This is a genomic window from Corallococcus exercitus, assembly GCF_003611585.1.
In the GTDB taxonomy this organism is placed as follows: domain Bacteria; phylum Myxococcota; class Myxococcia; order Myxococcales; family Myxococcaceae; genus Corallococcus; species Corallococcus exercitus.
The window spans coordinates 1-22,246 of the sequence record NZ_RAVW01000129.1 but is presented as its reverse complement, the minus strand read 5'-3'; the positions used below and the strand labels follow the sequence as shown (position 1 = coordinate 22,246).

Here is a 22,246-nt window from a genome sequence, read left to right as displayed (position 1 = left end):
GCTCGGGGGCGGGCGCGGGCTCGGGGACCTTCAGCGGCACGGGTGCCTGGAAGTCCGCGCGGACCAGGGGCTTCGCGGTGCCGCTGCTCACCATGCCCACGTAGAAGGGGAGGCCCGTCTCACGCAGCACCTGCGCGAAGCCCAGGTCGGCGGACTCGTCGGACGCCCGCTCGTCCATCACCGCGTCGAACAGCACGGCCCGGGCGCCCGAGGACTTCAGCTCCTGCGCGATGCGCGCCCACAGCGTGCGCGTGTACGGCCAGTTACCGAAGTTGGTCTGGAGCTGCGTGTCCCTGCTGATTTCGTCGATGGTGCCCTGGTCGATGGCCACCACCACGACCTGCTCCGACTTCCCCCGCCCACCCGTGTACGCGCGCAGCGCGCGGTCATAGGCGCCGTGCTCGGCGGCCTCCATCAGGAGGCTCCCCTCGGACGCCCACGCGACGAGGGTGGCCACCAGCGCGATGCCGATCATCTGGAGCCCGTGACGGCGCCAGCGCTCCTGGATGGTCTTCCACGTCTCACCCGTCACGGCCCCTCCCCGCGAGGTCGGTGACGCCACGCTACCCCGGGACAAGCCCCCCGGTATGCCCGCACGCCGACGGTATTGGACCTTCATCCATGAGAGGCCCGAGAGGCCCGCGAAGCAGGGGACCCGGCGAGCCGTCGCAGCCCTTCGCGTCCGCCAACCGGCGCCTGCACGTCTGTTGCCGTTGGAGGAAGGCCGCCGGACTTTCAGGACATCGGGACCCGAGGCGGTGGTGTCCACCGCCCGCGTTGAAACGCCCTGTCCCCGCCCCAGAAGGAGTCACCCCGTGGCTTTGGACCTCTTCAAAGAAAAAGGCACTCCGGTCGAGCGCCAGTCCTTTACCTGGAAGGACATGGTGCGGCGGCCCTACAGCAAGCTGGACGACGACGCCTTCACCCGGACGCGCGTCATCCTGATGAACGGCATTGAAGCGGACGCGCTGCGCATGAAGCACATCTTCGCGCGCCGCAGCCTGGCGCTGCGCCCGCACCTGGCGCTGGTGCGCCGCGCGGAGCAGCACCAGCAGACACTGGTCAACTGGCTCACCCCGCCGGACCAGAAGGTCATCGAGACGACCCTGGGCTTCGAGCAGCTCGCCATCGAGGTGACGGCCAGCGTGGCCATCCACGAGCCCGACCCCTATCTGGCGCAGACGTACCGGTTCGGCATGCTGGAGGACTTCGACCACCTGTACCGCTACTCCGCCCTCTATGACCGGCTGGAGGGGCAGGACCCCAACAACATCACCCAGTCCTATACGGACATCATCCCGGGCCGTCCCACCGTCGTGGAGCACCGCCATCCGCTGGATGACCTGCGCCGCCCGTACGACGCGAAGACGGCGGCCCCGCTGTCCAAGCTGCACGCGCTGACCATCACCGCGGCCGAGTTCCAGACGCACGACTACTACATGACCGTGGGCCCCACGTTCACGGACCCCGTCGCGCGGCAGCTCTACGCGGAGATCGCCTCCATCGAGGAGCAGCACGTCACCCAGTACGGGTCGCTCATCGACCCCGACGAATCCATGCTGGAGCAGTGGATGCTCCACGAGGCCATGGAGGTCTACAACTACTACTCGTGCCTCGCGTACGAGTCGAACCCGCGCATCAAGGAGGTGTGGCAGCGGTTCGTGGACTACGAGCTGGGGCACCTGCACTACGTGATGGAGCTGTTCAAGAACCTGGACCGCCGCGACCCCGCGGAGGTGCTGCCCCGCGAGCTGCCGGAGCCCATCGCGTTCAAGGAGCACCGTGAGTTCGTGCGCAAGGTCCTCTCGCAGGAGGTGGACATGCGCTCCGACGGCACCGAGTACGTGGACAAGTCGCAGCTGCCGGCGGATCACCGCTCGCACCTGTACCAGGCCCAGATGAACTCGGAAGGGTCGCCCTCGGAGACGGCGGCGGCTGGATACAAGTGGAGGCCGGGCACGGAGCTCGCCGCGAAGGCGGAGCGCATGGGCTCGATGCTGGAAGGGAGGAGGCTGCAATGAGCAAGGGCACCATCGCCGACGTGGGGATGAACCGCACCGGCATCAAGACGTCACCCGTGGACAGCAAGGACATCATCGCGGAGGCGGAGCGCTCGCGGCCCAGCAGCCTGGGGGACGCGCAGGCCATCGCGGACGTGCGCAAGCAGTACATGCGCGAGGCCGGTGACGGCCTGGGCCGCGTGCCGCCGCCCTCCAGCCTCAAGGGCATGGCCAAGACCGCGGTGGACATGATGAAGGGCAGCAAGCCCACCGTGTTCATCGACAAGCTGGGGGAGCGGCTCGCCTTCGAGCGCTCCGGTGTCCGGCTCTACGAGGGCGCGCTCTCCAAGCTGGATGTCTTCGGCAGCTGGGAGGGGGGGCCGTCGCGGGAGCTGCTGACGAAGATCATGGACGACGAGCTGGGCCACTTCGCCCTGCTGGTGGAGGCCGTGGAGAAGATGGGCGCGGACCCCACGGCGATGACGCCGTCCGCGGACCTGACCTCGGTCATCTCCATGGGCGTGCCCGCGGCCATCTCCGACTCGCGCACCAACCTGCGTCAGGCCATGCAGGCGCTGCTGGTGGCGGAGCTGACGGACAACGCGAGCTGGGAGCTGCTCATCGACCTGGCGCGCGGCCTGGGCCATGACTCGCTGGCGGACCGCTTCCAGCTGGCGCTGGACGCGGAGGCCGAGCACCTGGCGCTGGTGAAGGGCTGGCTCGCGGCGGGGCTGGCCACGGAGGCCCGCGCCCCCATGGACTCCGCGACCCTTCCCGCGCAGCCCTGAGCCGGCCGGGCAGGCAGGCGTCGGTGGCAGGCCGTTGTGCGAAGCCACAGCTTGTGGCTTCGCACAGCGGCTTCATCACGTCTGGAGGAACGACATGCAGCTCAGTGAGCTGGGAGGCTCCGAGGGCCTGGAACACAACGCCACGCTCAACCGTGAATCCATGGTGGCGCTGGGCGCCTTCGGCGCGCTCACCGCGGGCGCGGTCTTCCTCGGCGCGAAGAGCACGCGCGAGGCCGTCCAGCAGGGCTGGTACAAGCGCTTGAAGAAGCCGTCCTTCCAGCCGCCCCGCCAGGCCTTCGCGCCGGTGTGGACGACGCTCTATGCCCTCATCGCCGTGTCCGGCTGGCGCATCTGGGGCTCACCGGCGGGCGCGCGGCGCTCGCGCGCGCTGGGCCTGTGGTTCGTGCAGCTGGGGCTCAACGCCGCGTGGTCGCACCTGTTCTTCCGCAAGCGCCTGCTGAAGGCCGCGGCGGTGGAGAACTGGGTGCTGCTGGGCAGCATCGCGGCGTATACCGCCGCCGCCAGCCGCGTGGACCGCAAGGCGCCGTGGTTCATGGCGCCGTACCTGGGCTGGGTGTCCTTCGCCAACGTGCTGTCGACGGACATCGCCCGGCTCAACGCCTGAGCGGAGCGCCCGGCGAGGACTGCCGCCGGGCGTCTGCTCCTCGTCCTCGCGCGCTAGTTGCGAATGCGCGAGGGCGGGACCGCGTTGTTGAAGGACAGCACCGCCGCGAAGTAGCGCGCCTGGTTCTCCGAGGTGCAGCGCACCTCCTGGATGCGTCCACCGACCTTCACCCTGACAATCCAGCCGTCGTTGTCGCGGCTGACAGGGGACTCGCCCTTCATCGTCATGTTTTCCATGGGTATCTCTCCCTCCCGTGCACCCACCTGGAGCAGGGGGCGTGCCAGGGCTGGGAATCGTGGGATTCCAGCCCTTTGCATGAGGCATCCGGCGGGGGCGGAGAGGCGGGGCTGAAGTTCTTTCAGCGAGCGCGCGCCCGGGGCTTCAGTGGAGGTGGCGATCAGGCCAGGCGAGCGGGAGGGCAGGCCGCGCGTCGGAGAGTGTCGGCAGCGCGACGTAGAAGGTGGACCCCCGGCCCGCTTCACTCTCCACCCAGATGCGGCCGCCGTGGCGCTCCACGATGTCGCGGCTGATGTAGAGGCCCAGGCCCAGCCCGCCGTAGGAGCGGGTGGAGGCGTTGCGCGCGCGGAAGTAGCGGTCGAAGAGCTGCTGTTGCTGGTCCTCCGGGATGCCGATGCCCGGGTCCGTCACGGACAGCACCGCGACGTCCTCGCTCAGGGACAGCCGCACGCGGATGGTGCCGCCGTCCGGGCTGTACTTGAGCGCGTTCTCCAGCAGGTTGGAGACCACCTGCTCCAGCCGGTACGTGTCACCGTGGACGGAGATGGGCTCCGGGGGCGGTTCGAAGTCGAAGGCGTGGTTGCCCTTCTGGCCCTCCATGCTGGCGAGCGTGTGCTCCACGAGCTGGTCGAAGCGGGTGGCCTCCGGGTGCAGGGCCAGCCGGCCGGCCTCGATGCGGGAGGCGTCCAGCAGGTCGTTGATGAGGCCGGTGAGGCGCGTGAGCTGGTGGCGCGCGTGGCGCAGCACGCTGGGGTCCAGGTTCTCGCCGCGCTCCAGGCGGCGCTCCAGCGTGGCCAGGCGCAGGCTCAGGGGCGTGAGCGGCGTCTTCAGTTCGTGCGAAGCGATGGAGAGGAAGTCGTCGCGCACGCGGATGGCCTCCTGGGCCTCGCGGTACAGGTGCGCGCGCTCCTCCTCCGCGCCCTTGCGCTCGGTGATGTCCTCCACGAGGACGCCCACGCCCAGCACGCGGCCATCCGGCGTGCGCACCGGGTAGAAGTTCCCCAGGAAGTAGCGCCGGGGGCCGGGGAGGCGCAGGTCCTCGTCGGAGGTGGACTCCTTGTTCACCATGGGCTCGCCGGTGCGCAGCACGTGCCGGGGCCCCTGCTCCGCGATGGCGCCCGCCTCCCCGAGCAGCTCCGGCAGCGTGTGGCCCGTGTGGGCCGCCGCCGGCAGGCCGTTGATGCGCGCGAGCGTCTCGTTGACGCGCACGTAGCGCAGGTTCGTGTCCAGGAAGCCGATGCCCACCGGCGCGCCGCGGAAGAGCAGGTCCAGCTGGGCCAGGTTCTCCTCGCGCTCGGCCTCCACGCGGCGGCGGTCGGTGATGTCCTCCACGATGCCGACGCCGCCCTCCACGGAGCCGTCCTCGGCGTAGCAGGGGGCGAAGCGGATGCGCACCGGCGTCACCTTGCCGGTGGTGAGCGCGCGGTAGTCGCCTTCGTAGTCGCAGCTGCGGCCGCTCAGCGACTCGCGCACGCAGGCGATGATGTTCTCGTCGCTCAGGGTGAAGAGGCGCAGGCCCACCAGGTTGCGCTTCGACGTGCCGATGAGGCGCGCGAAGCGGTCGTTGCACGCGGTGATGATGGGGGCGCGGTTGAAGTGGAAGATGCCCAGGGGGGCGTTCTCCACGACCAGCCGGTAGAGCCGGTCCGCCGTCTCCTCGTGGTGCACGGCCATGTGGGGAGTGCCGGGGATGTGCTCCACCGGCTCCTCCAGCGAGTCGATGACCTCGTGCAGCCGGCGCATCGTGAAGACGATGCGCTCCTGTGAGTCCAGGCCGGTGGCGCCCACCGTCACCTCCACCTGCAGCTCCACCCCGTCGCGCCGCCGGGCGAAGACGCGCGTGGGCCGCCCCCCGAGCATCTTCCGGCGCGACAGCAGGTAGCGCGGCAGGGAGAGGTCCTGGAAGCGGTGCAGGCGGGGCGGGAAGAGGTCGGTGACGGGCCTGCCCAGGAGCTGTTCCCGGTCCCAGCCCAGCAGCCGCTCCGCCGCCGCGTTGATGTGCAGGATGCGCTCGTCGGCATCGCACGCGATGACGGGATCCACCGCCGCGTCCAAGATGGCTTCCAGCTCCCGTGCGGCTCCTCCGGCCATGCCTCGCTCCTGGTGGGGTCCGGCCCGCGTCCGTCGCATGAGGCCAGCCCTGGCCGGGATGTGGGGGTTCCCCGGCGTTGGCGGGCGCGCGTCTTGGCGCCCGTGCGCGTTTCCCTCTGACTACAGGTACACACTGCGAGCCGGAACGGCGCGGCGAAGCCGGAAATCCGGATGCTGTCAGCCCCCCTGGAGGATGAGCGGGCGGGCGGGTAGAGCGGAGGCATGCGTGAACGCCAGACCGTCGCCCTGTTGCTCGCCGTGGCGCTGCTGGGAGGGGCCTGTGCCGGCCCCCGTGGCTCCTCCGCGTCGCCGGAGGTTTCCGGACCGCTCGTGCACCGGAGCGAGGCGGTGGGCGCTCTAAAGCCGGAGGCGCTGCTCGTGGCGCTGCACTTCTCCGGTTCCACGCCCGCCTTCTGGGACGAGCACATCCAATCGCTGGGCATCCCCGTGCGCACGCTGTTGCCCCAGGGCCCGAGGCCCCGCCGCGACGGCTTCACGTGGTTCCAGGCCGACCACGAGGCGAAGACGTGGGAGGGGAAGACGGAGGACGTGGAGCGCATGGCCGAGCGGCTCGCGGAGCTGATCCAGGAGGTCCGTGCGGCGCATCCGGAGCTCCGCCGCGTCGTGGTGACGGGGTTCTCCTATGGCGGCGACCTGGCGTGGATGCTGGCCCTCCGGCACCCGGAGTTGGTGGACGCGGCAGTGCCCATGGGGACGCGGCTGCTGGGAGACCCGGCGCGGGAGCTGCCCGCGTCGCACCGGGTCTGGGTGCTCCAGGGAGAGCAGGACGCCATCATCCCGGTGAAGCACACGCGCGAGCGGGTCGCGGCGTTGAAGGGCCGGGGCGTCCCCATCGACCTCCGGACCTACCCGGACCTGGGCCACGACCTGTCGCCCGCGCTGCTCGAAGACTGGCGCACGTTGCTGCGCCAGGCGCTCCAGGGGCCCGTGGACTGAAGCCCGGGCCGCGGCCTCGCGCCCATGGAATCGCTTCGTGGCTGGAGGCGCGGCCTCATACCCCCGCAGGGAAGCGCTTCGTGGCTGGAGACGCGTGGATCAGCGCTTGCGCTTGGGGGGCGGTGTGCGGCCGCGCTTGGCCGCGCGCTTGCTCGGCGGCTTCCGGGTGGCGGCGGGCTGTGCGTTCAGCGTGAGCGTCTCCAGCTTCTCGCGCAGGGTGCGCGTCTCCTGCTTGAGCGCGTCCAGTTCCTCGCGCAGCGACGCGACCTCGCGGGCCTGGGGGGCGCCCTCGCGCAGGGCTCGCACGGCCTCGCGGGCGTAGCGCCGGGTGCGCGGGTCGCTGAAGGTCGTGCCCTCCAGCGCGGGCAGCAGGCGCCGGTCGCCCAGCGTGGAGGCCGCGTCGCAGACCGCCAGCTGCACGCGGAACTGCGGGTCGCGCAACAGCTGGGCGAACAGGTCCACCGCCTCGCGCTTGCGGTTCGCCACCTCCGCCAGCTTCGCCACGGCGCTCACGGCCGCGCGGCGCAGGAACGCGGGCTGACCGTACGCGGTGCGCGCCACGGCCACCGGGAACGCCGCCGCGTCCTGCGTCTCCGCGAGCCCATCCATCGCGCCCGCGCCGATGACGTCCTGGAACGACGGCCGCGCCGCGACGGCCTCCAGCAAGGGCAGCGCATCCGGCGCGCGCACGCGGCCCAGGCCCCTGGCGGCCTCCGCTTCCACGAAGTAGCTGGCGTCCCCGGCCTTCAGCAGCGCGCGCAGACGCGTGGCCACCTCCACGTCGTGGCGGAACTCCCCCAGCGCGGCGACGACGGCGCGGCGCACGCGCGGGTGCTCGGTGACGGTCGCGTCCAGCAGCAGCGCGCGGGCCTCCGGCGTGCGGATGCGGCCCAGCGCCTTCGCGCACGCGGCGCGGGTGGCCCAGAACAGGCCGGGGTCCCTGAGCGCGCGGCCCAGCGCCTCCACCGACCTCAAGCCCCCGTCCTTCCCCAGCGCGTGCGCGGCCTCCGTGCGCGCGCGGGCCTCCGGAGCCTTCGCCAGCTCCTCGCGCCACAGCCCCACGGCCTTGTCCACGTCCAGCGTGCCCAGCACGTCGCGGCGCGGATCCACGCGCACCTGCGTGGGCGCGGCGGGGCAGGGCAGGTGGAAGCGGTGCTCCGCGTCCGTGAGCTCCAGCCGGTGGCGCGTGTCCTCGCCGTTCACGGTGACGACCAACTCCAGCGGGAGGCGGAACACGGGCGTGCCCGAGTCCGTGCGCTGCACCTGGCGCACGTTGATGCGCAGGCGCGCGTCGTCCGCTTCGTAGCGGACCTCCACCTTCAGCTCCGGGTGGCCGGGGGAGAAGACGTACTGGTCGAAGACGGGGTCCAGGTTGTGGCCGGTGGCCTGCTCGAAGGCGCGCGCCAGGTCCACGGTCTCCACCACGCCGTGGCGGTGGGACGCGACGTAGTGGCGCAGGGCGCGCACGAACAGATCATCCCCCACGCGGCGGCGCAGCTCGTGGAGCACCAGCCCGCCCTTCTCGTAGAGGTGGCGGTCGAACAGGTCCATGGGCGCCTGGAACTTCCGGGCGACGATGGGGCGCGCGTAGCGCTCGCGCGTCTCGGTCAGGTACGCCTCCAGGTCGAGCGCGCGGTGGTGGTCGGCCTCGTCCTGATTGTCCCCGCGCTCCTTCCAGAGGACCTCGAAGTAGGTGGCGAAGCCCTCGTTGAGCCAGCCGTGGGGCCAGTCGCGGCAGGTAAGCAGGTCGCCGAACCACTGGTGCGCCAGCTCGTGGGAGATGAGCGGCTCCGCGTTGTAGTCCAGGTGCGCCCGCGCGTCGTGCAGCACCGTGTCCACCAGCGTGGTGGCGGTGGTGTGCTCCATGCCGCCCAGGATGAACTCCGTGACGAACACCTGCGCGTAGCCGCTCCACGGGTAGGGCTCCCCGGTGAGGGACTCGTACGCGGCGATCATCTTCGGCGTGCGCGCCACGCACCGGAGCGCGTCCTCGCGGCGGCCCTTGGGGAACAGGTAGCGCAGCGGCGTGGTGCCGGCGGTGTCGGTGGCCTCGTCGAACTCGCCCACCACCAGCGTGACGAGATAGGGCGCGTGCGGCTGCGCCATGCGGTGGTGCTGGGTGCGCCGGTCGCCGGTGGTGACGTCGCTGACGAGCACGCCGTTGGACAGCGACGTCATGTTCGCCGGGAAGGTGGCGATGACCTCCGACGTGGCCTTCTGCGCGGGCGTGTCCAGGCAGGGGAACCAGCATCTCGCGTCGATGTCCTGGCCCTGCGTCCACGCCTGGAGCGGACGGTCGGGGTAGCCCGCGTCGGGGCCCCAGAAGTAGAGGCCGCGGCGGGGGCGGGCGCGGTAGGTGAGCGCGATGTCGCACGCCTGGCCCGCTTCGAGCGCGCGCGGCAGCTCCACGCGCACGTGGGCGCCGGAGTTGGAGAAGGCGGCGGAGCGGCCGTCGACGCGCGCGCCGGTGACGTCCAGGTCCACCGCGTCGAAGGTGACGGTGGACACGGTGCGCACGGCGCTCACGCGGGTGGTGCAGGTGCCGGCCAGGGTGCGCTGGGTGAAGTCCAGGTCCAGCTCGATGCGCACGTGCTCGGCGCGCACGGGGCGGGGCGCGGCGTAGTGCTCGGTGGCGCCGGGGAGGCTGAACGGATGCGGGTCGGAGGACCCGGCGGCGGCGGGGGCGTGGCGGTGGCAGCAGCGCATAGGAGAGGGTGACTCTTTCGCAAGCCCGCCCCCGGGTCGAGCCGCTTTGAACCGCGCCTTGTCGGAATTCCAGGAATCGGACTCGGCAGGTTGGAAGGGGAACCGATGGGGGGGCCGGGGCCTGAAGGCCCTAAGATGGGAGGACCGTGCAGGCCGTTCTCTACTTCTCCGACAAGCAGGTGCGCGAGAAGCTCTTCGCGTTCGTGGACGCGGCACAGGGGCTGATGCTGGTGGCGGGGGTGCGCCACGGCGCGGCGATGACGCGTCCGCCGCAGGCGCGTGAGCCCTTCGCGGCGCTGGAGGACGTGTTCGGGCACGTGCTGTCGCAGGTCATCGTGGCGGACGAGGGCACGACGGCGGGCATGTGGAGGGATCCGCTGGGGGACCTGGGCGACCGGCTCTACCCGGAGGACAAGAAGCGCGCCTACGCGGCGGCCACGGGCTACGTGCTGCTGGAGGACGGCAAGCCGCGCGCGGTGGTGCGCAAGCACGCGAGCCCCACCGAGGACCTCTGGTTCCTCCAGGAGGCCCTGAGCCGCCTCTCCCCGGCCATCCCCGCGCCCGACCCGACGAAGCGCCCCGGCCACCGCCGCCCGGAACCCGCGCCGCGAGCACCGCCGCGCTACGGGCCCGCGAGCGACACCGGAGCGCCGGATGACGACGCGGGGAGCTGGCGCCGCTCCAGCGCCCGTGATGGAGCGCACCCGGGAGCCTCCAGGCCCCGCGACGATGCGTCCTCGCGAGGAGGCACCGGAGCCCGCCAGGGTTCCTCCAGGGCCCGCGAGTGGCAGGCCGACGAAGCTACGCCCCCGCGCGGCCAACGCGCCGTCGCGGCCGAACCCGAAACGAAGGACCCGTGGACGGTGCTGGGCATCGAGCGGGGCACGCCCAGGGACGAGGCGCGCAAGGCGTTCCGCGCGCTCATCGCGCAATACCACCCGGACAAGGTGGCGCACCTGGCGCCGGAGTTCCACGCGCTCGCGGAGCGCCGCACGCGCGAAATCCTGGACGCGTGGGAGGCGCTGGATCGCGACGAGGATGCGTGAGCCGCACGCGAGAGGCCCTGCACGCGCGAGGCGCCGGAGCGCGACGCGGACGGCTCAGTGCACCGTGCGGCGCGACTTCTTTCTCGCGGGGCGCTTCAGCCGGGCCTCCAGGTAGTCCTTCAGCACCACGGCGTTGTTGTGCTCGGTGTCGCGGGCTCCGTAGAGCAAGGTGATGCGGCGGCCCTGGCGCGCGGCCTCGAGCAGCGGCTCCCACGCGTCGTGGTGCGCGTCCAGTTCGCGGGTGTACCGGCGCCGGAATTCGTCCCAGCGCGCCACGTCGTGGGCGAACCACCGCCGCAACTCCGTGCTGGGCCCCACCTCGCGGAGCCAGCCGTCCAGGTGGAGGTCCGCCTTCTTGCGCCCCCGCGGCCACAACCGATCCACCAGGAAGCGGGTCCCCGCCCGAGGCTCCGGGCCGTGCTCGTCATAGACGCGCTGGAGTTGAATCATCGTCGCGAGCCCCCAGGGACATGCTGCCCACGCGAGGCGCGCGCGGGGAGCACCCGGCGGGGATGCGGCGGCCGGGCGCCCTGCTCAGGTCACCAGCACCGGCGCCGGAGCCTCCAGCCGGAAGCGCGCGATGAGCGGCACGTGGTCTGACAGCCCGTGGAAGCGGCTGGTCAGGTCTCCAAAGGGCCGCGTCTCATCCGTGTCCAGCCAGCTCACGCCACCACCGGAGAACAGGTGGTCCAGGTGCATGCGCATGTGCATGAAGCCCGCGGTGGGGAACGCGCGGGCCAGGGCCGGGTTGATCTGCCCCACCGCCGCCTGCGCGCACGTCAGGTGCGCATCCCCCGTGAGGTAGCGGTACACCGGCGACGACGGCGGCGAGTTGAAGTCCCCGCACACCACGAACGGCTCCTCCTTCGCGTGCAGCGCGATGAAGCCCGTGAGCTTCTTCGCCTCGTGCAGTTGGTTCACGCCGCAGCCCATCTTGTCGCGCGTGGCCCAGAACTCGCGGGCGAACGGCGTGGGCAGGCTCAGGTGCGTGTTGAAGATGTGGAACGCGCGCTGGTCCGCGCGGCGGATGACGCGCATGTGCGCGCAGATGCGGCTCTGCTTGCGCTCCTTGAGGCCCTGCACGTGGTGGTGCGTGATGTGCTCCGGCGCCTCCACGTTGTGCCGGTCCACCTGGAGCGTGCGCGTGTTGACGAGCATCGCCAGCCCCGTGGTGTACAGCGACACCTCGCCCACCTTGTAGTGGTGCGCGCGGAAGTAGAACGCCTCGTAGGGCATCTCCCTCCCCTGGAGGGCGAACGTCTCCTCCACGCGCGTCATGAAGGCTTCCAGCTGCGTCTCACCCGGGCGGACCTTCCGGTGGGCGATGTTGCTGCGCAGCGACATCGTCTCCACTTCCTGCAAGCACACGACGTCCGGCAGTGGATCCAGCGTGGCCAGGGCGGCGGCCACCCGGCGCTTGGGCCCCACGGTGCTCGCGAGCCCCCGGAGCATGTGTCCGAAATAGCGGACGTTGTACGTGACGATGCGTAGCGGTGACGGCTCCATTGCGGCTCGCTACCTCCCCAGGGCTCGCGACGAAAAATGGGAAGCCCTGGGACGAACGTCCAGGCCTCCCCACTCTCTTCACGATGGGATGCGCTCCCGCCATCCGCGATGTGCCGACAAGCGGACGAAGGGCCCGCCCGCCCGCCTGCTCACGGAGCGGGCTTCACCCGCACCATGGTGTCCAGCAGGTGCTCCAGCGCGCGGTCCGGGTCGTCACAGATGCCCGCGTGCACGGGGCCCGTCTGGAGCATCGTGCTCCGGGGCGCCACCAGCCAGTGCCAGCGCTCCTTCTGCGGCAGCCTCCCGATGGGGCCCGCGTCCTTGCCGCCCACGCACACGCGGCGGAAGCTCTCCAGGTGGCCCGTGAGCAGCTCCACGTCCGCGTCCGGCGACAGCGCCTTCAGCCGCGCCACGTCCAGCTCCACGCGCGCGCCCAGGAAGCGGTGCTGCACGCAGAAGAGGACGACGCCCACGTTGATGAACTCCTCGCGCTCCACGCGGGGCACCAACCGGATGATGGCGTAGTCAAACGAGCTGGGCGTGGGCACGCGTCGCCTCCTCGATGAACCCCGGCGCCGCTTCCAGCCTGCGCATCAGCCATGTCACGTACGCCGCGCGGTGCTCCGCCGTGGACGCGAACGTGGGCTCCTGGCCCAGCCACGCCTCCGGAATCGCCCCCACGATGCGCTCCACCACCTCGCGCGTGACCCGCTCGCGCAGCAGGTCCCCGGCCTCCGCCAGCCCGTGGGCCCACGGCAGCAGCACGTGGTCCTTGATGGGCGCGAACCGCGTCTGGCTGCGCTCCTCCCAGCCGTCCCACGAGTGGTGGAAGTACATCGCCGCCCCGTGGTCGATGAGCCAGAGGTTGCGGTGCCACACCAGGAGGTTGGGGTTCTTCGGCGTGCGGTCCACGTTCGTCACGAACGCGTCGAAGGCCACGATGGCGGACGCCACCTGCGCCTCCGGCACCGGCACCGCCAGCGGGTCGAACGTCACGGAGCGCGGCAGGTAGTCCAGCGCCAGGTTCAGCCCCGCGCTCGACTTGAGCAGCTCCCGGATTTCACTGTCCGGTTCGTTGCGCCCCAGCGACGTGTCCAGCTCCACGAACACCAGCTCCGGCACCCGCAGGCCCAGCACGCGCGCCAGTTCCCCCGCCAGCAGCTCCGCGATGAGCGCCTTGGCGCCCTGGCCCGCCCCACGGAACTTCACGACATAGAGCCCCGCGTCGTTCGCCTCCACGATGGCGGGCAGCGAGCCCCCTTCGCGCAAGGGCGTCACGTAGCGCGTGGCGGTGACCGTCCTGAGCATCCCTCGTCCTCGACAGTTCCCGGGCACTCCGGGGGTGGCGGCTGTACCACGGCCCTGCCCGCCGGGGGAAACACCCCGCACCCCCACCGGGCTTCCCCGCGCTTCGCCAATTCAGTTGCGCGCAATTCAATTGGACACTACATATTCGCCATGTCGACGGAAGACCTCCTCCGGCTGGACCTGCAGCTGTGCTTCCCGCTCTACGCGGCGTCGCGCGCGATGGTGCAGGCCTACACGCCGCTCCTGGCGAAGCTGGGGCTCACCTATCCGCAGTACCTGGTGATGCTGGTGCTGTGGGAGACGGACGGGGTCACGGTGAAGGAGCTGGGGGAGAAGCTGTACCTGGACTCGGGGACGCTCACGCCGCTGCTCAAGCGGCTGGAGACGCTGGGCATGTTGCGCCGCGAGCGCTCCCGGGAGGACGCGCGGTCGGTGACCGCGTCCCTCACGCCGCAGGGAAAGGCGCTGCGCCGCAAGGCCGCGGCCATCCCGGAGGCCATCGCCTGCCGCACCGGTTTGACGCTGGAGGAACTCTCCCGGATGCGCCGGGACGTCCAGCGGCTGTTCGAGAAGCTTTCAAAGCAGTGATTGAGACACGCGGTATCCACCCACGAAGGAGAAACACCATGGCTCCGGTCCAGATCTCGCCCCTCTACTCCACCACCGCCATCACGCACGGCGGCCGCAACGGCAAGCTGCAGCTGCCGGAGAGCCCGCTGGACGGCCTGGAGCTGGCCATGCCGAAGCAGCTGGGCGGCTCCGGCAAGACGACGGCCACCAACCCCGAGCAGCTCTTCGCCGCGGGCTTCTCCTCCTGCTTCGAGAGCGCGCTGCGCCTGGTCGCGGGCAAGGCCGGCAAGAAGCTGGATGAGAAGGCCGGCGTGAAGGCCACCGTCACCATCGGCAAGACGCCAGAGGGCGGCTTCGGCCTGGCGGTGGAGCTCCAGGGCATCCTCCCCGGCGTCCCCCGCGAGGAGGCGCAGCAGCTGATGGAGGCGGCCCACCAGGTGTGCCCGTACTCCAACGCCACGCGCGGCAACATCGAGGTGAAGGTCTCCGTCGCGGAGTAGTCCTCCACGGTCACGGACCCGGGCTCTCCCTGGAGGGAGGGCCCGGCAGGAACGCCAGCAGGTTGTTCTGGATGTTCTGGCAGATGGTGTCGAGCGGCAGGTCGTTGTCGTCCGTGCCGAAGGGGTCTTCAATCTCGACGCCAATCTCCTCGATGCCGAAGAAGACATATGCCACGACGAAGGTGGCCAGCACTGTCACCCAGCCAAAGGTGTCCACCAGCGCGAAGGGCAGGGTGAAGCAGTAGAGGATGAGCGCGCGGCGCAGGTGCACCATGTACGCGAAGGGCATGGGTGTGCGGTGGATGCGCTCACAACCTCCCAGGTAGTCGATGAGCAATTGGACGTTCTGGTCCAGCTGCATCTGGACGTACTCCGGATACAGCCCCTGCCGGCGGCCCTCGTCCAGCACGGCCGTCATCCGGCGGGCCACGGTGAGGGGCACGTGCTGGCCCTTGAGGACCTCCGCCACCTCCCCCTGGGGCAGGGCGTCCGAGTGGGGCCCCAGGTGCCGCTGCTGGCCGCGCAGCCACGCGGCGCTGGCGAAGGGGAACGCGGCCGTCCAGCGCACCAGCGCGGAGTAGAGCGGCGTCCTGCCCAGGAACACCTCCGACGCGCGGACCAGGTTGCGCGTCTCGTTGACGATGCCGCCCCACAGCTTGCGGCCCTCCCAGAAGCGGTCATAGGAGGCGTTGGTGCGGAACACGAGCAGGAGGCTCAACGAGATGCCCGCCAGCGTGTGCACCGTCGGGGCCACGCCCACGTTGCGCACGTGCTGTGAGAAGCCCACCACGGCCGCGGACCAGACGACGCACATCAGCACGCGGCCGACGATCTCCTTCACCATCGAACCGCGCAGGTAGTGGAAGTAGCTCCACCATCGATGCGGGTCATACTCAACCATGTGGGGTCCATCCTCCGGGTCGGGGGCGCGCATGCTAACCGCACCGCGACGCGTCGCGAGCGGCGCATTGCGAGATTGCGGATGCCTGACGTTTCGGGTGATGGCCGGGCGTCGGGGGCATCGGCTATGGAGGAGGACAGTCCGTTCATTCTCCTCATGGAGGCGTTCCCATGCGCCGTCACCTCACGCCACTGCTGATGTTCCTCGCCGCCACCGCGGGCGGTTGCAGCTTCATGCGTACGGACGTGCTCCTGGACACGGTCAATGCCCCGGACGCGTCGCCGCCCAAGGACCTGCCGGCCCGGGTGGCGGCGGTGGAGCGCGTGGCGGGGCTGACGCGCGCGCAGCTGACGGACTCCTACGTGGACCCGGCGCGCACGGGCGCGTGGATGGATGCGCTGGGCGCGGCTCCGGAGGCCGTGCTGGACATGACGGCGTGCCTGGTCCAGCACGCGGGCAACGACACGGCGTCCTGCTATGAGAACGCCGAGCGCACGGGCTACGTGGACCGGACGGTGAAGGCGCCGGCGTGGGGCGTGCCGCTGCCGGTGCAGTCCTTCTCCGTGGCGGCGCCGTCCGCGGAGGAGGTGGACGCGGAGCGCTTCCTCGCGAACGCCCTGGGCATCGCCCCGTCGCTGGCGGCGCTGCAGCAGTCGCTGGAGGTGCCGCTGACGCGCGAGGTGCTCGCGCAGGGCATCCAGAAGGGCGCGGCGTCCGCGGCCGCGTACGTGCGGGCGCGCTCGTGGCGCCGGGACCTGCTGCGGCCCAGCAACGCGGTGGTGCTGAGCGGCGGCGGGGCCAACGGTGCGTTCAGCGCGGGGGCCATCTGGCGGCTCCTGGGCATCCTGGAGCAGTGCCGGGGCAAGCCCGCGCCGGAGGGGTGCGGGGACGCGAGAATCGACTTGGCGGCGGGCACCAGCACGGGCGCGCTCATCAGCACGCTGGTGGACCTGTTCCACACGCCGGGCCAGGAGGCGAACGCGCGCAAGCAGTTGCTGGGCAACTACACGTGCACGGTGGAGTCGGACCTGTACTGCGTGAACTCCACGTGGATCTGGAACCTGGCGGAGGACACGCGGGGGCTGGTGCGCTTCGACGGCGTGTATTCGAAGCTGGATCAGTTCATCCAGCCGGCGATGTTGCACAACGGCACGGAGCTGGTGGCGGTGTCGGTGGATTTCCAGACGGGCGACGTGTTCAGCGTGAGCGACCAGGACCCGGCGGACTTCAAGGCGGGCGCGTCGGACAAGCTGCGCAAGGGCGGGATGACGAACGCCATCGTGGCGTCCATCGCGGAGCCGGTGCTGTCCAACCCGGTGGGCGTGCTGCCGTCGGCGGCGGGCGACCGCACGGGGACGTACTACGACGGCGGGGTGCGCTCCGGGTTGCCGCTGCTGCAGGCGGTGCAGCGCGGGGCGGAGCGCGTGCTGGTGATTTCAACGGGTGGGGTGAACCCGTCGCCCGCGACGGATCCGAAGAACGCGATGAACGTGCTGATGCGCACCATTGATTTGTTCGTGGCGCAGCCGCGCGTGGGCGAGGTGCAGCAGGCGGAGTTGCTCGCGGTGACGCGCCGGCTGGGCGAGTACAACGTCTGCACGCTGCGCGGCGCGACCGAGGACTTCTGCCGCCGCAAGGGCCCGGGCTTCCAACCGCCCGCGCTGGCGCCCGGGGCGGGGCAGTCGGTGTGGATGGGCTCGGCGCGCTTCGACCAGGTGGCGACCAGCTGGCGCAGCGCGTGGATGTTCAAGCCGGAGACGGGCCTGGCGACGGCGAGCGGCTACTCGTTCACGCCGGAGGTGATGCAGCCGCTCTTCGTGGCGGGCGTGGAGTCCCTGCAGAAGCGCTGCGCGGAGGTGCTGTCCCTGTTCGACATCCGGGGCACGCTGGCGGAGCGGGAGTGCGCGCGCCCGCTGGTGGAGGTGGCGGACGAGGCGCGCGAGGCGCTCCCGTCCGTGGCGCAGTGCCGCGCGGACAAGCCCGCGCGCCGCACGTGTGACTGACGCTACTGGCCGCCGTCCTTGACCCACCGGCCCCAGCCGGCGAGCGCGGTGCTGTCCTCGGCCACGCGCTTGTCCTTCGGCGGGGCGCGGAAGACGGCGTCGGAGAGCGGGGTGAAGCGGGCCTCGTCCGCGAGCCCCTGGAGCGCGGCGCCCCACGGCTCGGCGGCGTAGTGGGTGACCTGCACGCGGCGCTCGGCGCCCTCGCCCGCGGGCGCTTCGATGACGACGGCGGGGATGGGGTGCTGGGCGACGGTGAAGGTCTCGCGGCGCGACGGCGCGGTGCCGGCGGTGACGGGGGGCCACTGCTGCGGCTGGCTGACGGCCTCGCTGACCGCGTGGAGCACGGCCTCTTCCAGGGGCGTGGCTTCCGCGTCCTGGAAGTCCGCGCACGGCGCGTCGCTGGTGGGGCCGGTCAGCTCCTTGCGCAGCACGAAGCCCGCTTCCGCGCCCAGGCAGACGCGGCGCACGGAGGACGTGCCGGAGACGTCCTGGCGCACGTCGTACCAGGTGCCCGGGCCCCACGCGTGGTCGAGCACGGGCACGGTGCCCGCGCTGTCGGTGCCCTGGCGGAAGGACACGAGCGTGAGCTGCTGGCTGCCGCTGGCGCCGAAGCCGGAGAGCGTGGTGCTGGCGTCGAGCAGGCCGTGGGTGAGGTACAGCGGTCCGGGCTCGGTGGCGTAGAGGCGGTTCTGGAGGGGGCCGTCGCTGGGGCGGCGGTCGTCCAGGAAGCGGCGCGCGTCCCAGGCCCGGCCGGCGGCGGTGGTCTGTTCGGTGGAGCGCTGGCCGCGGTGTTCCTCCTTCCACGGCTGCGTCTCTTCCAGGCGCATGGGCAGCACGCGGGGCTGGGAGAGGCGAGGGTGGGCCAGGGGCTTGCCCTCATCATCCGTGAAGGTGACGGTGAGCCACGCCCAGGGCGCCTGGACGGCGACGACCTCCAGCGCGACATGGCCGGCCACGCCCACGCCCGTGTCCGAGCCCGGGCGGCCCCGGTGGGCGGAGAAGGCGTACTCCACGCGGTCGCCCACGCGGGCGCGCTGCCACGGTGAGGGCGTGGCGGTGGTCTCTTCGGGAGAGGGAGCCCCGGCATCCGGCACGGAGGCCTGGGTGGGGACGGAGGCGTCGGGCGGCTCGGTGGCGGTGGTGCCGTCGGAGGGGGAGACGGCACGGGGCTTCATGCTCTCGCAGGCGGTGCTCAGGAGGAGCGCGGAGCACAGCAGGAACGGAGCGCGGAAGAGGGGGCGTCGCATGCGGCCGTTAGATACACGGAGCCCCGCGCGGATCCGCGTGGGCGGTGGCCGCGTGTTCGGGGTCAACGTGTGCTGGTCGACAGCTCGGAGGGCTCCAGCCACGTGCCCCAGCCCGAGAGTCTGGAGCTCGAGATGAACTGGTGCACGCCCCCCCGGGGTTGCCAGAACGTCTCCTCGGACACCTGGTTGAAGCGGGCTTCCATGGGGAGCCCCCGGAGCACGGGGTTCCACACGTCGGTGGCGAAGGCCCGGACGGTCACCTTGAGGCTGACGTGCTCCATCACATCCGGTGTTTCGTCGAAGTAAGCCAGCACGGAGCTCTGTCCCAGCTGAAGCTGTCCCTGCCGCGGAAGCGGCGCTCCGTAATAGCGAGGCGGCCAGATGGGCACGCCGAGGGTCTTGTTGACGAGGTTGAGCAGGGCGTCCTCCAGCGAAAGGACCGCCGCTCCCTGGAAGTCCTCGCACCGCTTTCCGGTTGGCGGCCGGGTCCAGATCCTGCGCAGCAGGTAGCCCTGTTCCGCGCCCAGGCAGACGCGCTTCTCCGAGACGCCCTGGCGGGTCTGCTCCCGGACCTCGTACCAGGTGCCGGGGCCCAAGGGATGGTCCATGGCGGGAGGCGTTCCCCGGGTGGTACTCGAGCCCCGCCGGAACGACGCGAGCGCGAGCGAGTGAATGGCGAAATCGCTGGGGCTGACCGCGCTGAAGTAGATCTTGAGCAGGCCGTTGGTGAGATAGAGCGGTCCGGGAGTCGTGGCATAGAGCCTTTGCTGCTCGGGGCCATCCCCCATGGAATCGTCACGGGCGAACTGCCGCGCGCTCCAATGTTGACCGGCTGCGAAGGCCCAGAGACGGGTGATGCTGGTGCTGCCGTCCTTGATGGGGTCGGGGAGATTCGGTGGAGCCTGCCCCATTCGCATGGGCAGCACGAAGTCGTGGCTCAGGAACGGATGCGGATGGGGTTGGCCGTCATTCCGAGTGATGCGGATGGAGAGCCAGACCCAGGGAGCCTGGACGGCGACGACCTCCACGAAGAGCTGGCCCACCGAGCTGCCTCCCCGGCTTGAGCCTGAGACGAACGCGCCGAAGACATACTCCACGCGGTCTCCCACGCGAGCGTCCTGCCAGGACCTGGGGGTTTCCTCCGTGGAACTCCCGGGAGGGAACTCCGTCACGCTGATGAAGCCCCTGGGCCGGGAAGTTCCGCAGCCCATGAGCAGGACGAGGGCCACCCCGGCCACCGCGATGAATCCCTGGCGAAAAGACAGTCGTTGCATTGTTACTCCACGGTGATCTCCCGGTAGACCACGTCACTGGGGCCCAGCCGGTTCACGGCGTCGACGAAGCGTTCGGAGACGACGATGCGGGTGGTGCCTTCCACGCCGAAGAGGTCGAGGCCCGTGGGGAGCGACTCACCGTGCAGCCAGCGCTCGGGTGGGAGCGAGAAGCCGTGGTTCCCGCAGGACTCGAGGCAGGTGGGCACCCGGTCCCGGTCCTGGATGCACGCGGGATGCAGCTTCGCCAGGGGGCGCGCTTCCAGTTCGTATTGCGGAAGCTCCTTCGTGCGGCGGTTCCGCAGCTCCGCCCGGACCGGGATGATGCCTTTCAGGCCTGCCTCTTGAATCAGCGTGAGTGCATCCTCACGTACGAGGACCTGCCACGAAGGCCATGCCGTGATGGGCCCGAACCGGCCCATCGCCGTGCCCACCAGTGGCCCCAACCTGCATCCCGGCTCGAGCTGGATCTCTGGAGGAACGAAGGGGCGCACCAAGGCCGCTCTCCGCTCGTACTCCTCGCGAGTCTGCGGCCAGCCACTCTTCAGCTCATCCTTCTCAGGCAGGGCGGACAGGTCCACCGACGGATACGCCGTCATTCCTCCCCAGGCGTCACATCGCGGGCAGAGGATGCTGGGCAGGTACCATCGGCGTTCGGCGCGGTACGACCCACTCCACTGGAGGGAGTCCAGGTCTTCCGGCTCGGTCAATTCGAAGTAGCGCACCCGTCAGTCCTCCACCGGTATGGGCGCGAGGTCCACCTGCTGCCAATAGGTCATGCTCAAACCAAAGAGACCGTACTTCTGAATCAGCAACGAGGCCTGTTCGAAGTGCGCGGACGCTGGCTCCCTGGCGCCGTTGCCCCGGATGTAGCGCAACCAGTCCTGGTTCCACGGACCTCCCTTCGCTCCACGGTGGATGCGCTTGTGCAGGTCCGCATCAATGGCGATGACGTACTGGTGGATGTCGATGCCCTTGTTCACGAAGTGTTCCTTGAACGCCTGCGGGAAGATGTGGTGCCGCTCCTTGGGCCGCTTCGCCCACTCCTCCAGGGCCTTCTGCCGCTTCACCTCGCTGGGCAGCTTCTCGCGCGGATACCAGCGGAACACCATGACGGGAGACGCATCACCCGGCAGGCCCTGAGCGCCGCCCCACGTGCGCTGCGGCCCACTGCCCGGAGCCACGAACATCGGCGGCGCGAGCGCCCCTCGCGTGCGCACCACGCGGCCCGGCTCCAGGTCCTCGCACCGGAACAGCGCGCAGGCCCCATCCACGCACAGCGGCGCGAGGCACTGGTCCTCGTCCCCGTCCGCGCATTCACTTCCAGTCTCCGCCTCCGCCCAGAAGACCTCCGGAGAGAACGCCGGCGCTGACGGCGTCGACGCACAGCTCCAGAGCAGCCCCACCCACAGCCAACACAGTCCGCGCATGCATCTCCCGGGAAGAGCGGCCCGCCAAGCATGCCAGGATTTGCAACCCCCACCCGGAGTGGAACCCTGTCCCCCGGCACTGCTAGACCAGACCCCACGTCCACACCGCACCCGGAGCCCCGCGCATGCCCTCGCCCCTGTCCATCCGCCGTGTCGTCCTCTACAAGCACGGCGTCGGCTACTTCGAGCGCCGGGGGAAGGTGACGGGCAACGAGACCGCTCACCTGGACTTCAAGGCGCGCGACATGAACGACGTCCTCAAGTCCATGACCGTGCTGGACTTGAACGGCGGCTCCGTGTCCGCCGTGAGCTACGACTCCACCAAGCCCCTGGAGCAGCTCCTCTCCGAAGCCACCATCCGCATCCCCGAACACGGCAGCCTCACCGCGCTGCTCGGCCAGGTGAAGGGCGCCCGCGTGCGCGCCCGCGTCGGCGCCGCGCAGGTGGAGGGCGCCATCGTCGGCCTCGAATCCCTCCCCGTCGTGCAGGGGGAAGCCAGCGTCGTGCGCCCCTTCCTCACGCTGCTCGTCGGCGCGTCGCTGCGCACCTTCGACGTGCTGGAACTGGGCGAGCTGGAGTTCCTCGACGAGGCCGTGCGCAAGGACCTGGAGTTCTACCTGGCCACCGTCATGTCCTCGTACAAGAAGGACTCCAAGCGGCTGTCCATCCTCACCGCCGGAGAGGGCTCGCGCGAGCTGTTCGTCAGCTACGTGCTGGAGTCCCCCGTGTGGAAGACCAGCTACCGCATCCTCCTGGACGAGGGGAAACCGCCCCTCCTCCAGGGCTGGGCCCTGGTGGACAACACCGGCGACGAGGACTGGGTGGACGTGGAGCTGTCCCTCATCGCCGGCCTGCCCGTGTCCTTCGTCCACGACCTCTACAACCCCCGCTACCTGCGCCGCCCCATCGTGGAGGTGCGCTCGGAGACCGGCGTCGCGCCCGTCATCCCCCAGGAGGCCCACGAGAGCGCCTATGAGCCCGTGATGGATGCGGAGATGGATGACTCCTTCGGCAGCCAGGGCGCCGCCCCCGCGGCCAGCATCATGCCCATGGCCGCGCC

At 70.7% G+C, this 22,246-nt stretch carries 21 protein-coding genes and 1 pseudogene; 9 read left to right on the top strand and 13 right to left on the bottom strand.

The window, feature by feature from the left end; all coding sequences use genetic code 11:
* Window positions 1-532 (bottom strand): CHASE2 domain-containing protein (locus D7W79_RS17855; RefSeq protein ID WP_120526590.1); only part of this gene is annotated, 532 nt, incomplete at its 3' end.
* 283 nt (window positions 533-815) lie between these two features.
* Between D7W79_RS17855 and D7W79_RS17850 the strand changes: the two genes are divergently transcribed.
* The 3 genes from D7W79_RS17850 to D7W79_RS17840 all read left to right on the top strand — a co-directional run bounded on the left by D7W79_RS17850 (window position 816) and on the right by D7W79_RS17840 (window position 3,413).
* On the top strand, window positions 816-2,021 hold the full coding sequence (locus tag D7W79_RS17850; protein WP_120526589.1) for a hypothetical protein: 1,206 nt from the start codon (window positions 816-818) through the stop codon (window positions 2,019-2,021).
* A complete protein-coding gene (locus D7W79_RS17845) occupies window positions 2,018-2,788 on the top strand; it encodes a ferritin-like domain-containing protein (protein ID WP_120526588.1) in 771 nt (256 codons plus the stop codon). Before D7W79_RS17850 ends, D7W79_RS17845 begins: the two co-directional genes overlap by 4 nt.
* Before the next feature lie 94 nt (window positions 2,789-2,882).
* Window positions 2,883-3,413 carry a TspO/MBR family protein gene (locus D7W79_RS17840; RefSeq protein WP_120526587.1) on the top strand — a complete coding sequence of 177 codons (531 nt, stop codon included), beginning with the start codon at window positions 2,883-2,885 and terminating at the stop codon, window positions 3,411-3,413.
* A 53-nt stretch (window positions 3,414-3,466) separates the two neighbouring features.
* Here the strand turns inward: D7W79_RS17840 and D7W79_RS17835 are convergent, their stop codons facing one another.
* Both D7W79_RS17835 and D7W79_RS17830 read right to left on the bottom strand, forming a co-directional pair.
* Window positions 3,467-3,649, bottom strand: a complete 183-nt coding sequence (locus tag D7W79_RS17835; RefSeq protein ID WP_120526586.1) for a hypothetical protein — start codon at window positions 3,647-3,649, stop codon at window positions 3,467-3,469.
* Window positions 3,650-3,794: 145 nt separating this feature from the next.
* Entirely contained in the window at window positions 3,795-5,741 is a 1,947-nt protein-coding gene (locus D7W79_RS17830) for a PAS domain-containing sensor histidine kinase (RefSeq protein WP_120526585.1), read from the bottom strand.
* A 222-nt stretch (window positions 5,742-5,963) separates the two neighbouring features.
* Here D7W79_RS17830 and D7W79_RS17825 point away from each other — a divergent pair, with 222 nt between their 5' ends.
* Window positions 5,964-6,698, top strand: coding sequence for an alpha/beta hydrolase (locus D7W79_RS17825; protein ID WP_120526584.1), 735 nt, complete (start codon window positions 5,964-5,966; stop codon window positions 6,696-6,698).
* A 99-nt stretch (window positions 6,699-6,797) separates the two neighbouring features.
* Here D7W79_RS17825 and D7W79_RS17820 read toward each other — a convergent pair whose 3' ends face one another.
* A complete protein-coding gene (locus D7W79_RS17820; RefSeq protein WP_120526583.1) occupies window positions 6,798-9,404 on the bottom strand; it encodes a M1 family metallopeptidase in 2,607 nt (868 codons plus the stop codon).
* 146 nt (window positions 9,405-9,550) lie between these two features.
* Here D7W79_RS17820 and D7W79_RS17815 point away from each other — a divergent pair, with 146 nt between their 5' ends.
* Window positions 9,551-10,450, top strand: a complete 900-nt coding sequence (locus tag D7W79_RS17815; protein WP_120526582.1) for a J domain-containing protein — start codon at window positions 9,551-9,553, stop codon at window positions 10,448-10,450.
* Between the two features lie 54 nt (window positions 10,451-10,504).
* On the opposite strand, the gene D7W79_RS17810 is transcribed toward D7W79_RS17815, so the two are convergent.
* The 4 genes from D7W79_RS17810 to D7W79_RS17795 all read right to left on the bottom strand — a co-directional run bounded on the left by D7W79_RS17810 (window position 10,505) and on the right by D7W79_RS17795 (window position 13,264).
* Window positions 10,505-10,900, bottom strand: a complete 396-nt coding sequence (locus D7W79_RS17810; RefSeq protein WP_120526581.1) for a DUF488 domain-containing protein — start codon at window positions 10,898-10,900, stop codon at window positions 10,505-10,507.
* Between the two features lie 84 nt (window positions 10,901-10,984).
* Window positions 10,985-11,956 carry an endonuclease/exonuclease/phosphatase family protein gene (locus D7W79_RS17805; RefSeq protein ID WP_120526580.1) on the bottom strand — a complete coding sequence of 324 codons (972 nt, stop codon included), beginning with the start codon at window positions 11,954-11,956 and terminating at the stop codon, window positions 10,985-10,987.
* A 149-nt stretch (window positions 11,957-12,105) separates the two neighbouring features.
* On the bottom strand, window positions 12,106-12,504 hold the full coding sequence (locus D7W79_RS17800) for a DUF3037 domain-containing protein (RefSeq protein ID WP_120526579.1): 399 nt from the start codon (window positions 12,502-12,504) through the stop codon (window positions 12,106-12,108).
* On the bottom strand, window positions 12,482-13,264 hold the full coding sequence (locus D7W79_RS17795) for a HipA family kinase (RefSeq protein WP_120526578.1): 783 nt from the start codon (window positions 13,262-13,264) through the stop codon (window positions 12,482-12,484). Before D7W79_RS17795 ends, D7W79_RS17800 begins: the two co-directional genes overlap by 23 nt.
* Before the next feature lie 150 nt (window positions 13,265-13,414).
* On the opposite strand from D7W79_RS17795, the gene D7W79_RS17790 reads away from it, so the two are divergent.
* Window positions 13,415-13,852, top strand: a complete 438-nt coding sequence (locus tag D7W79_RS17790) for a MarR family winged helix-turn-helix transcriptional regulator (RefSeq protein ID WP_120526577.1) — start codon at window positions 13,415-13,417, stop codon at window positions 13,850-13,852.
* A gap of 38 nt (window positions 13,853-13,890) precedes the next feature.
* Window positions 13,891-14,334, top strand: a complete 444-nt coding sequence (locus D7W79_RS17785) for an organic hydroperoxide resistance protein (RefSeq protein WP_120526576.1) — start codon at window positions 13,891-13,893, stop codon at window positions 14,332-14,334.
* 10 nt (window positions 14,335-14,344) lie between these two features.
* Here D7W79_RS17785 and D7W79_RS17780 read toward each other — a convergent pair whose 3' ends face one another.
* A complete protein-coding gene (locus tag D7W79_RS17780; RefSeq protein ID WP_120526575.1) occupies window positions 14,345-15,235 on the bottom strand; it encodes a bestrophin family protein in 891 nt (296 codons plus the stop codon).
* A gap of 170 nt (window positions 15,236-15,405) precedes the next feature.
* On the opposite strand from D7W79_RS17780, the gene D7W79_RS17775 reads away from it, so the two are divergent.
* The gene (locus tag D7W79_RS17775; RefSeq protein ID WP_120526574.1) at window positions 15,406-17,238 is read left to right on the top strand and encodes a patatin-like phospholipase family protein; all 1,833 of its coding nucleotides are present in this window, start codon (window positions 15,406-15,408) and stop codon (window positions 17,236-17,238) included.
* A 2-nt stretch (window positions 17,239-17,240) separates the two neighbouring features.
* On the opposite strand, the gene D7W79_RS17770 is transcribed toward D7W79_RS17775, so the two are convergent.
* The 4 genes from D7W79_RS17770 to sitA6 all read right to left on the bottom strand — a co-directional run bounded on the left by D7W79_RS17770 (window position 17,241) and on the right by sitA6 (window position 21,186).
* Window positions 17,241-18,485, bottom strand: a complete 1,245-nt coding sequence (locus tag D7W79_RS17770; protein WP_120526573.1) for a DUF6068 family protein — start codon at window positions 18,483-18,485, stop codon at window positions 17,241-17,243.
* Window positions 18,486-18,547: 62 nt separating this feature from the next.
* Entirely contained in the window at window positions 18,548-19,759 is a 1,212-nt protein-coding gene (locus tag D7W79_RS17765; protein WP_120526572.1) for a DUF6068 family protein, read from the bottom strand.
* 2 nt (window positions 19,760-19,761) lie between these two features.
* On the bottom strand, window positions 19,762-20,481 hold the full coding sequence (sitI6, locus tag D7W79_RS17760; protein ID WP_120526571.1) for a SitI6 family double-CXXCG motif immunity protein: 720 nt from the start codon (window positions 20,479-20,481) through the stop codon (window positions 19,762-19,764).
* Window positions 20,482-20,484: 3 nt separating this feature from the next.
* A complete protein-coding gene (gene sitA6 / locus D7W79_RS17755) occupies window positions 20,485-21,186 on the bottom strand; it encodes a SitA6 family polymorphic toxin lipoprotein (RefSeq protein ID WP_120526570.1) in 702 nt (233 codons plus the stop codon).
* A 125-nt stretch (window positions 21,187-21,311) separates the two neighbouring features.
* On the opposite strand from sitA6, the pseudogene D7W79_RS17750 reads away from it, so the two are divergent.
* Window positions 21,312-22,246: pseudogene (locus D7W79_RS17750) on the top strand (DUF4139 domain-containing protein); the annotation flags it as partial.

What these genes read in the sequence shown, in the direction of transcription:
- D7W79_RS17805 (WP_120526580.1), bottom strand. Translation starts at nt 11,956, where the DNA reads ATGGAGCCGTCACCGCTACGCATCGTCACGTACAACGTCCGCTATTTC.
- D7W79_RS17795 (WP_120526578.1), bottom strand. Translation starts at nt 13,264, where the DNA reads ATGCTCAGGACGGTCACCGCCACGCGCTACGTGACGCCCTTGCGCGAA.
- D7W79_RS17820 (WP_120526583.1), bottom strand. Translation starts at nt 9,404, where the DNA reads ATGCGCTGCTGCCACCGCCACGCCCCCGCCGCCGCCGGGTCCTCCGAC.
- D7W79_RS17785 (WP_120526576.1), top strand. Translation starts at nt 13,891, where the DNA reads ATGGCTCCGGTCCAGATCTCGCCCCTCTACTCCACCACCGCCATCACG.
- D7W79_RS17790 (WP_120526577.1), top strand. Translation starts at nt 13,415, where the DNA reads ATGTCGACGGAAGACCTCCTCCGGCTGGACCTGCAGCTGTGCTTCCCG.
- D7W79_RS17770 (WP_120526573.1), bottom strand. Translation starts at nt 18,485, where the DNA reads ATGCGACGCCCCCTCTTCCGCGCTCCGTTCCTGCTGTGCTCCGCGCTC.
- D7W79_RS17780 (WP_120526575.1), bottom strand. Translation starts at nt 15,235, where the DNA reads ATGGTTGAGTATGACCCGCATCGATGGTGGAGCTACTTCCACTACCTG.
- D7W79_RS17840 (WP_120526587.1), top strand. Translation starts at nt 2,883, where the DNA reads ATGCAGCTCAGTGAGCTGGGAGGCTCCGAGGGCCTGGAACACAACGCC.
- sitA6 (WP_120526570.1), bottom strand. Translation starts at nt 21,186, where the DNA reads ATGCGCGGACTGTGTTGGCTGTGGGTGGGGCTGCTCTGGAGCTGTGCG.
- D7W79_RS17765 (WP_120526572.1), bottom strand. Translation starts at nt 19,759, where the DNA reads ATGCAACGACTGTCTTTTCGCCAGGGATTCATCGCGGTGGCCGGGGTG.
- D7W79_RS17775 (WP_120526574.1), top strand. Translation starts at nt 15,406, where the DNA reads ATGCGCCGTCACCTCACGCCACTGCTGATGTTCCTCGCCGCCACCGCG.
- D7W79_RS17825 (WP_120526584.1), top strand. Translation starts at nt 5,964, where the DNA reads ATGCGTGAACGCCAGACCGTCGCCCTGTTGCTCGCCGTGGCGCTGCTG.
- D7W79_RS17810 (WP_120526581.1), bottom strand. Translation starts at nt 10,900, where the DNA reads ATGATTCAACTCCAGCGCGTCTATGACGAGCACGGCCCGGAGCCTCGG.
- D7W79_RS17835 (WP_120526586.1), bottom strand. Translation starts at nt 3,649, where the DNA reads ATGGAAAACATGACGATGAAGGGCGAGTCCCCTGTCAGCCGCGACAAC.
- D7W79_RS17845 (WP_120526588.1), top strand. Translation starts at nt 2,018, where the DNA reads ATGAGCAAGGGCACCATCGCCGACGTGGGGATGAACCGCACCGGCATC.
- D7W79_RS17830 (WP_120526585.1), bottom strand. Translation starts at nt 5,741, where the DNA reads ATGGCCGGAGGAGCCGCACGGGAGCTGGAAGCCATCTTGGACGCGGCG.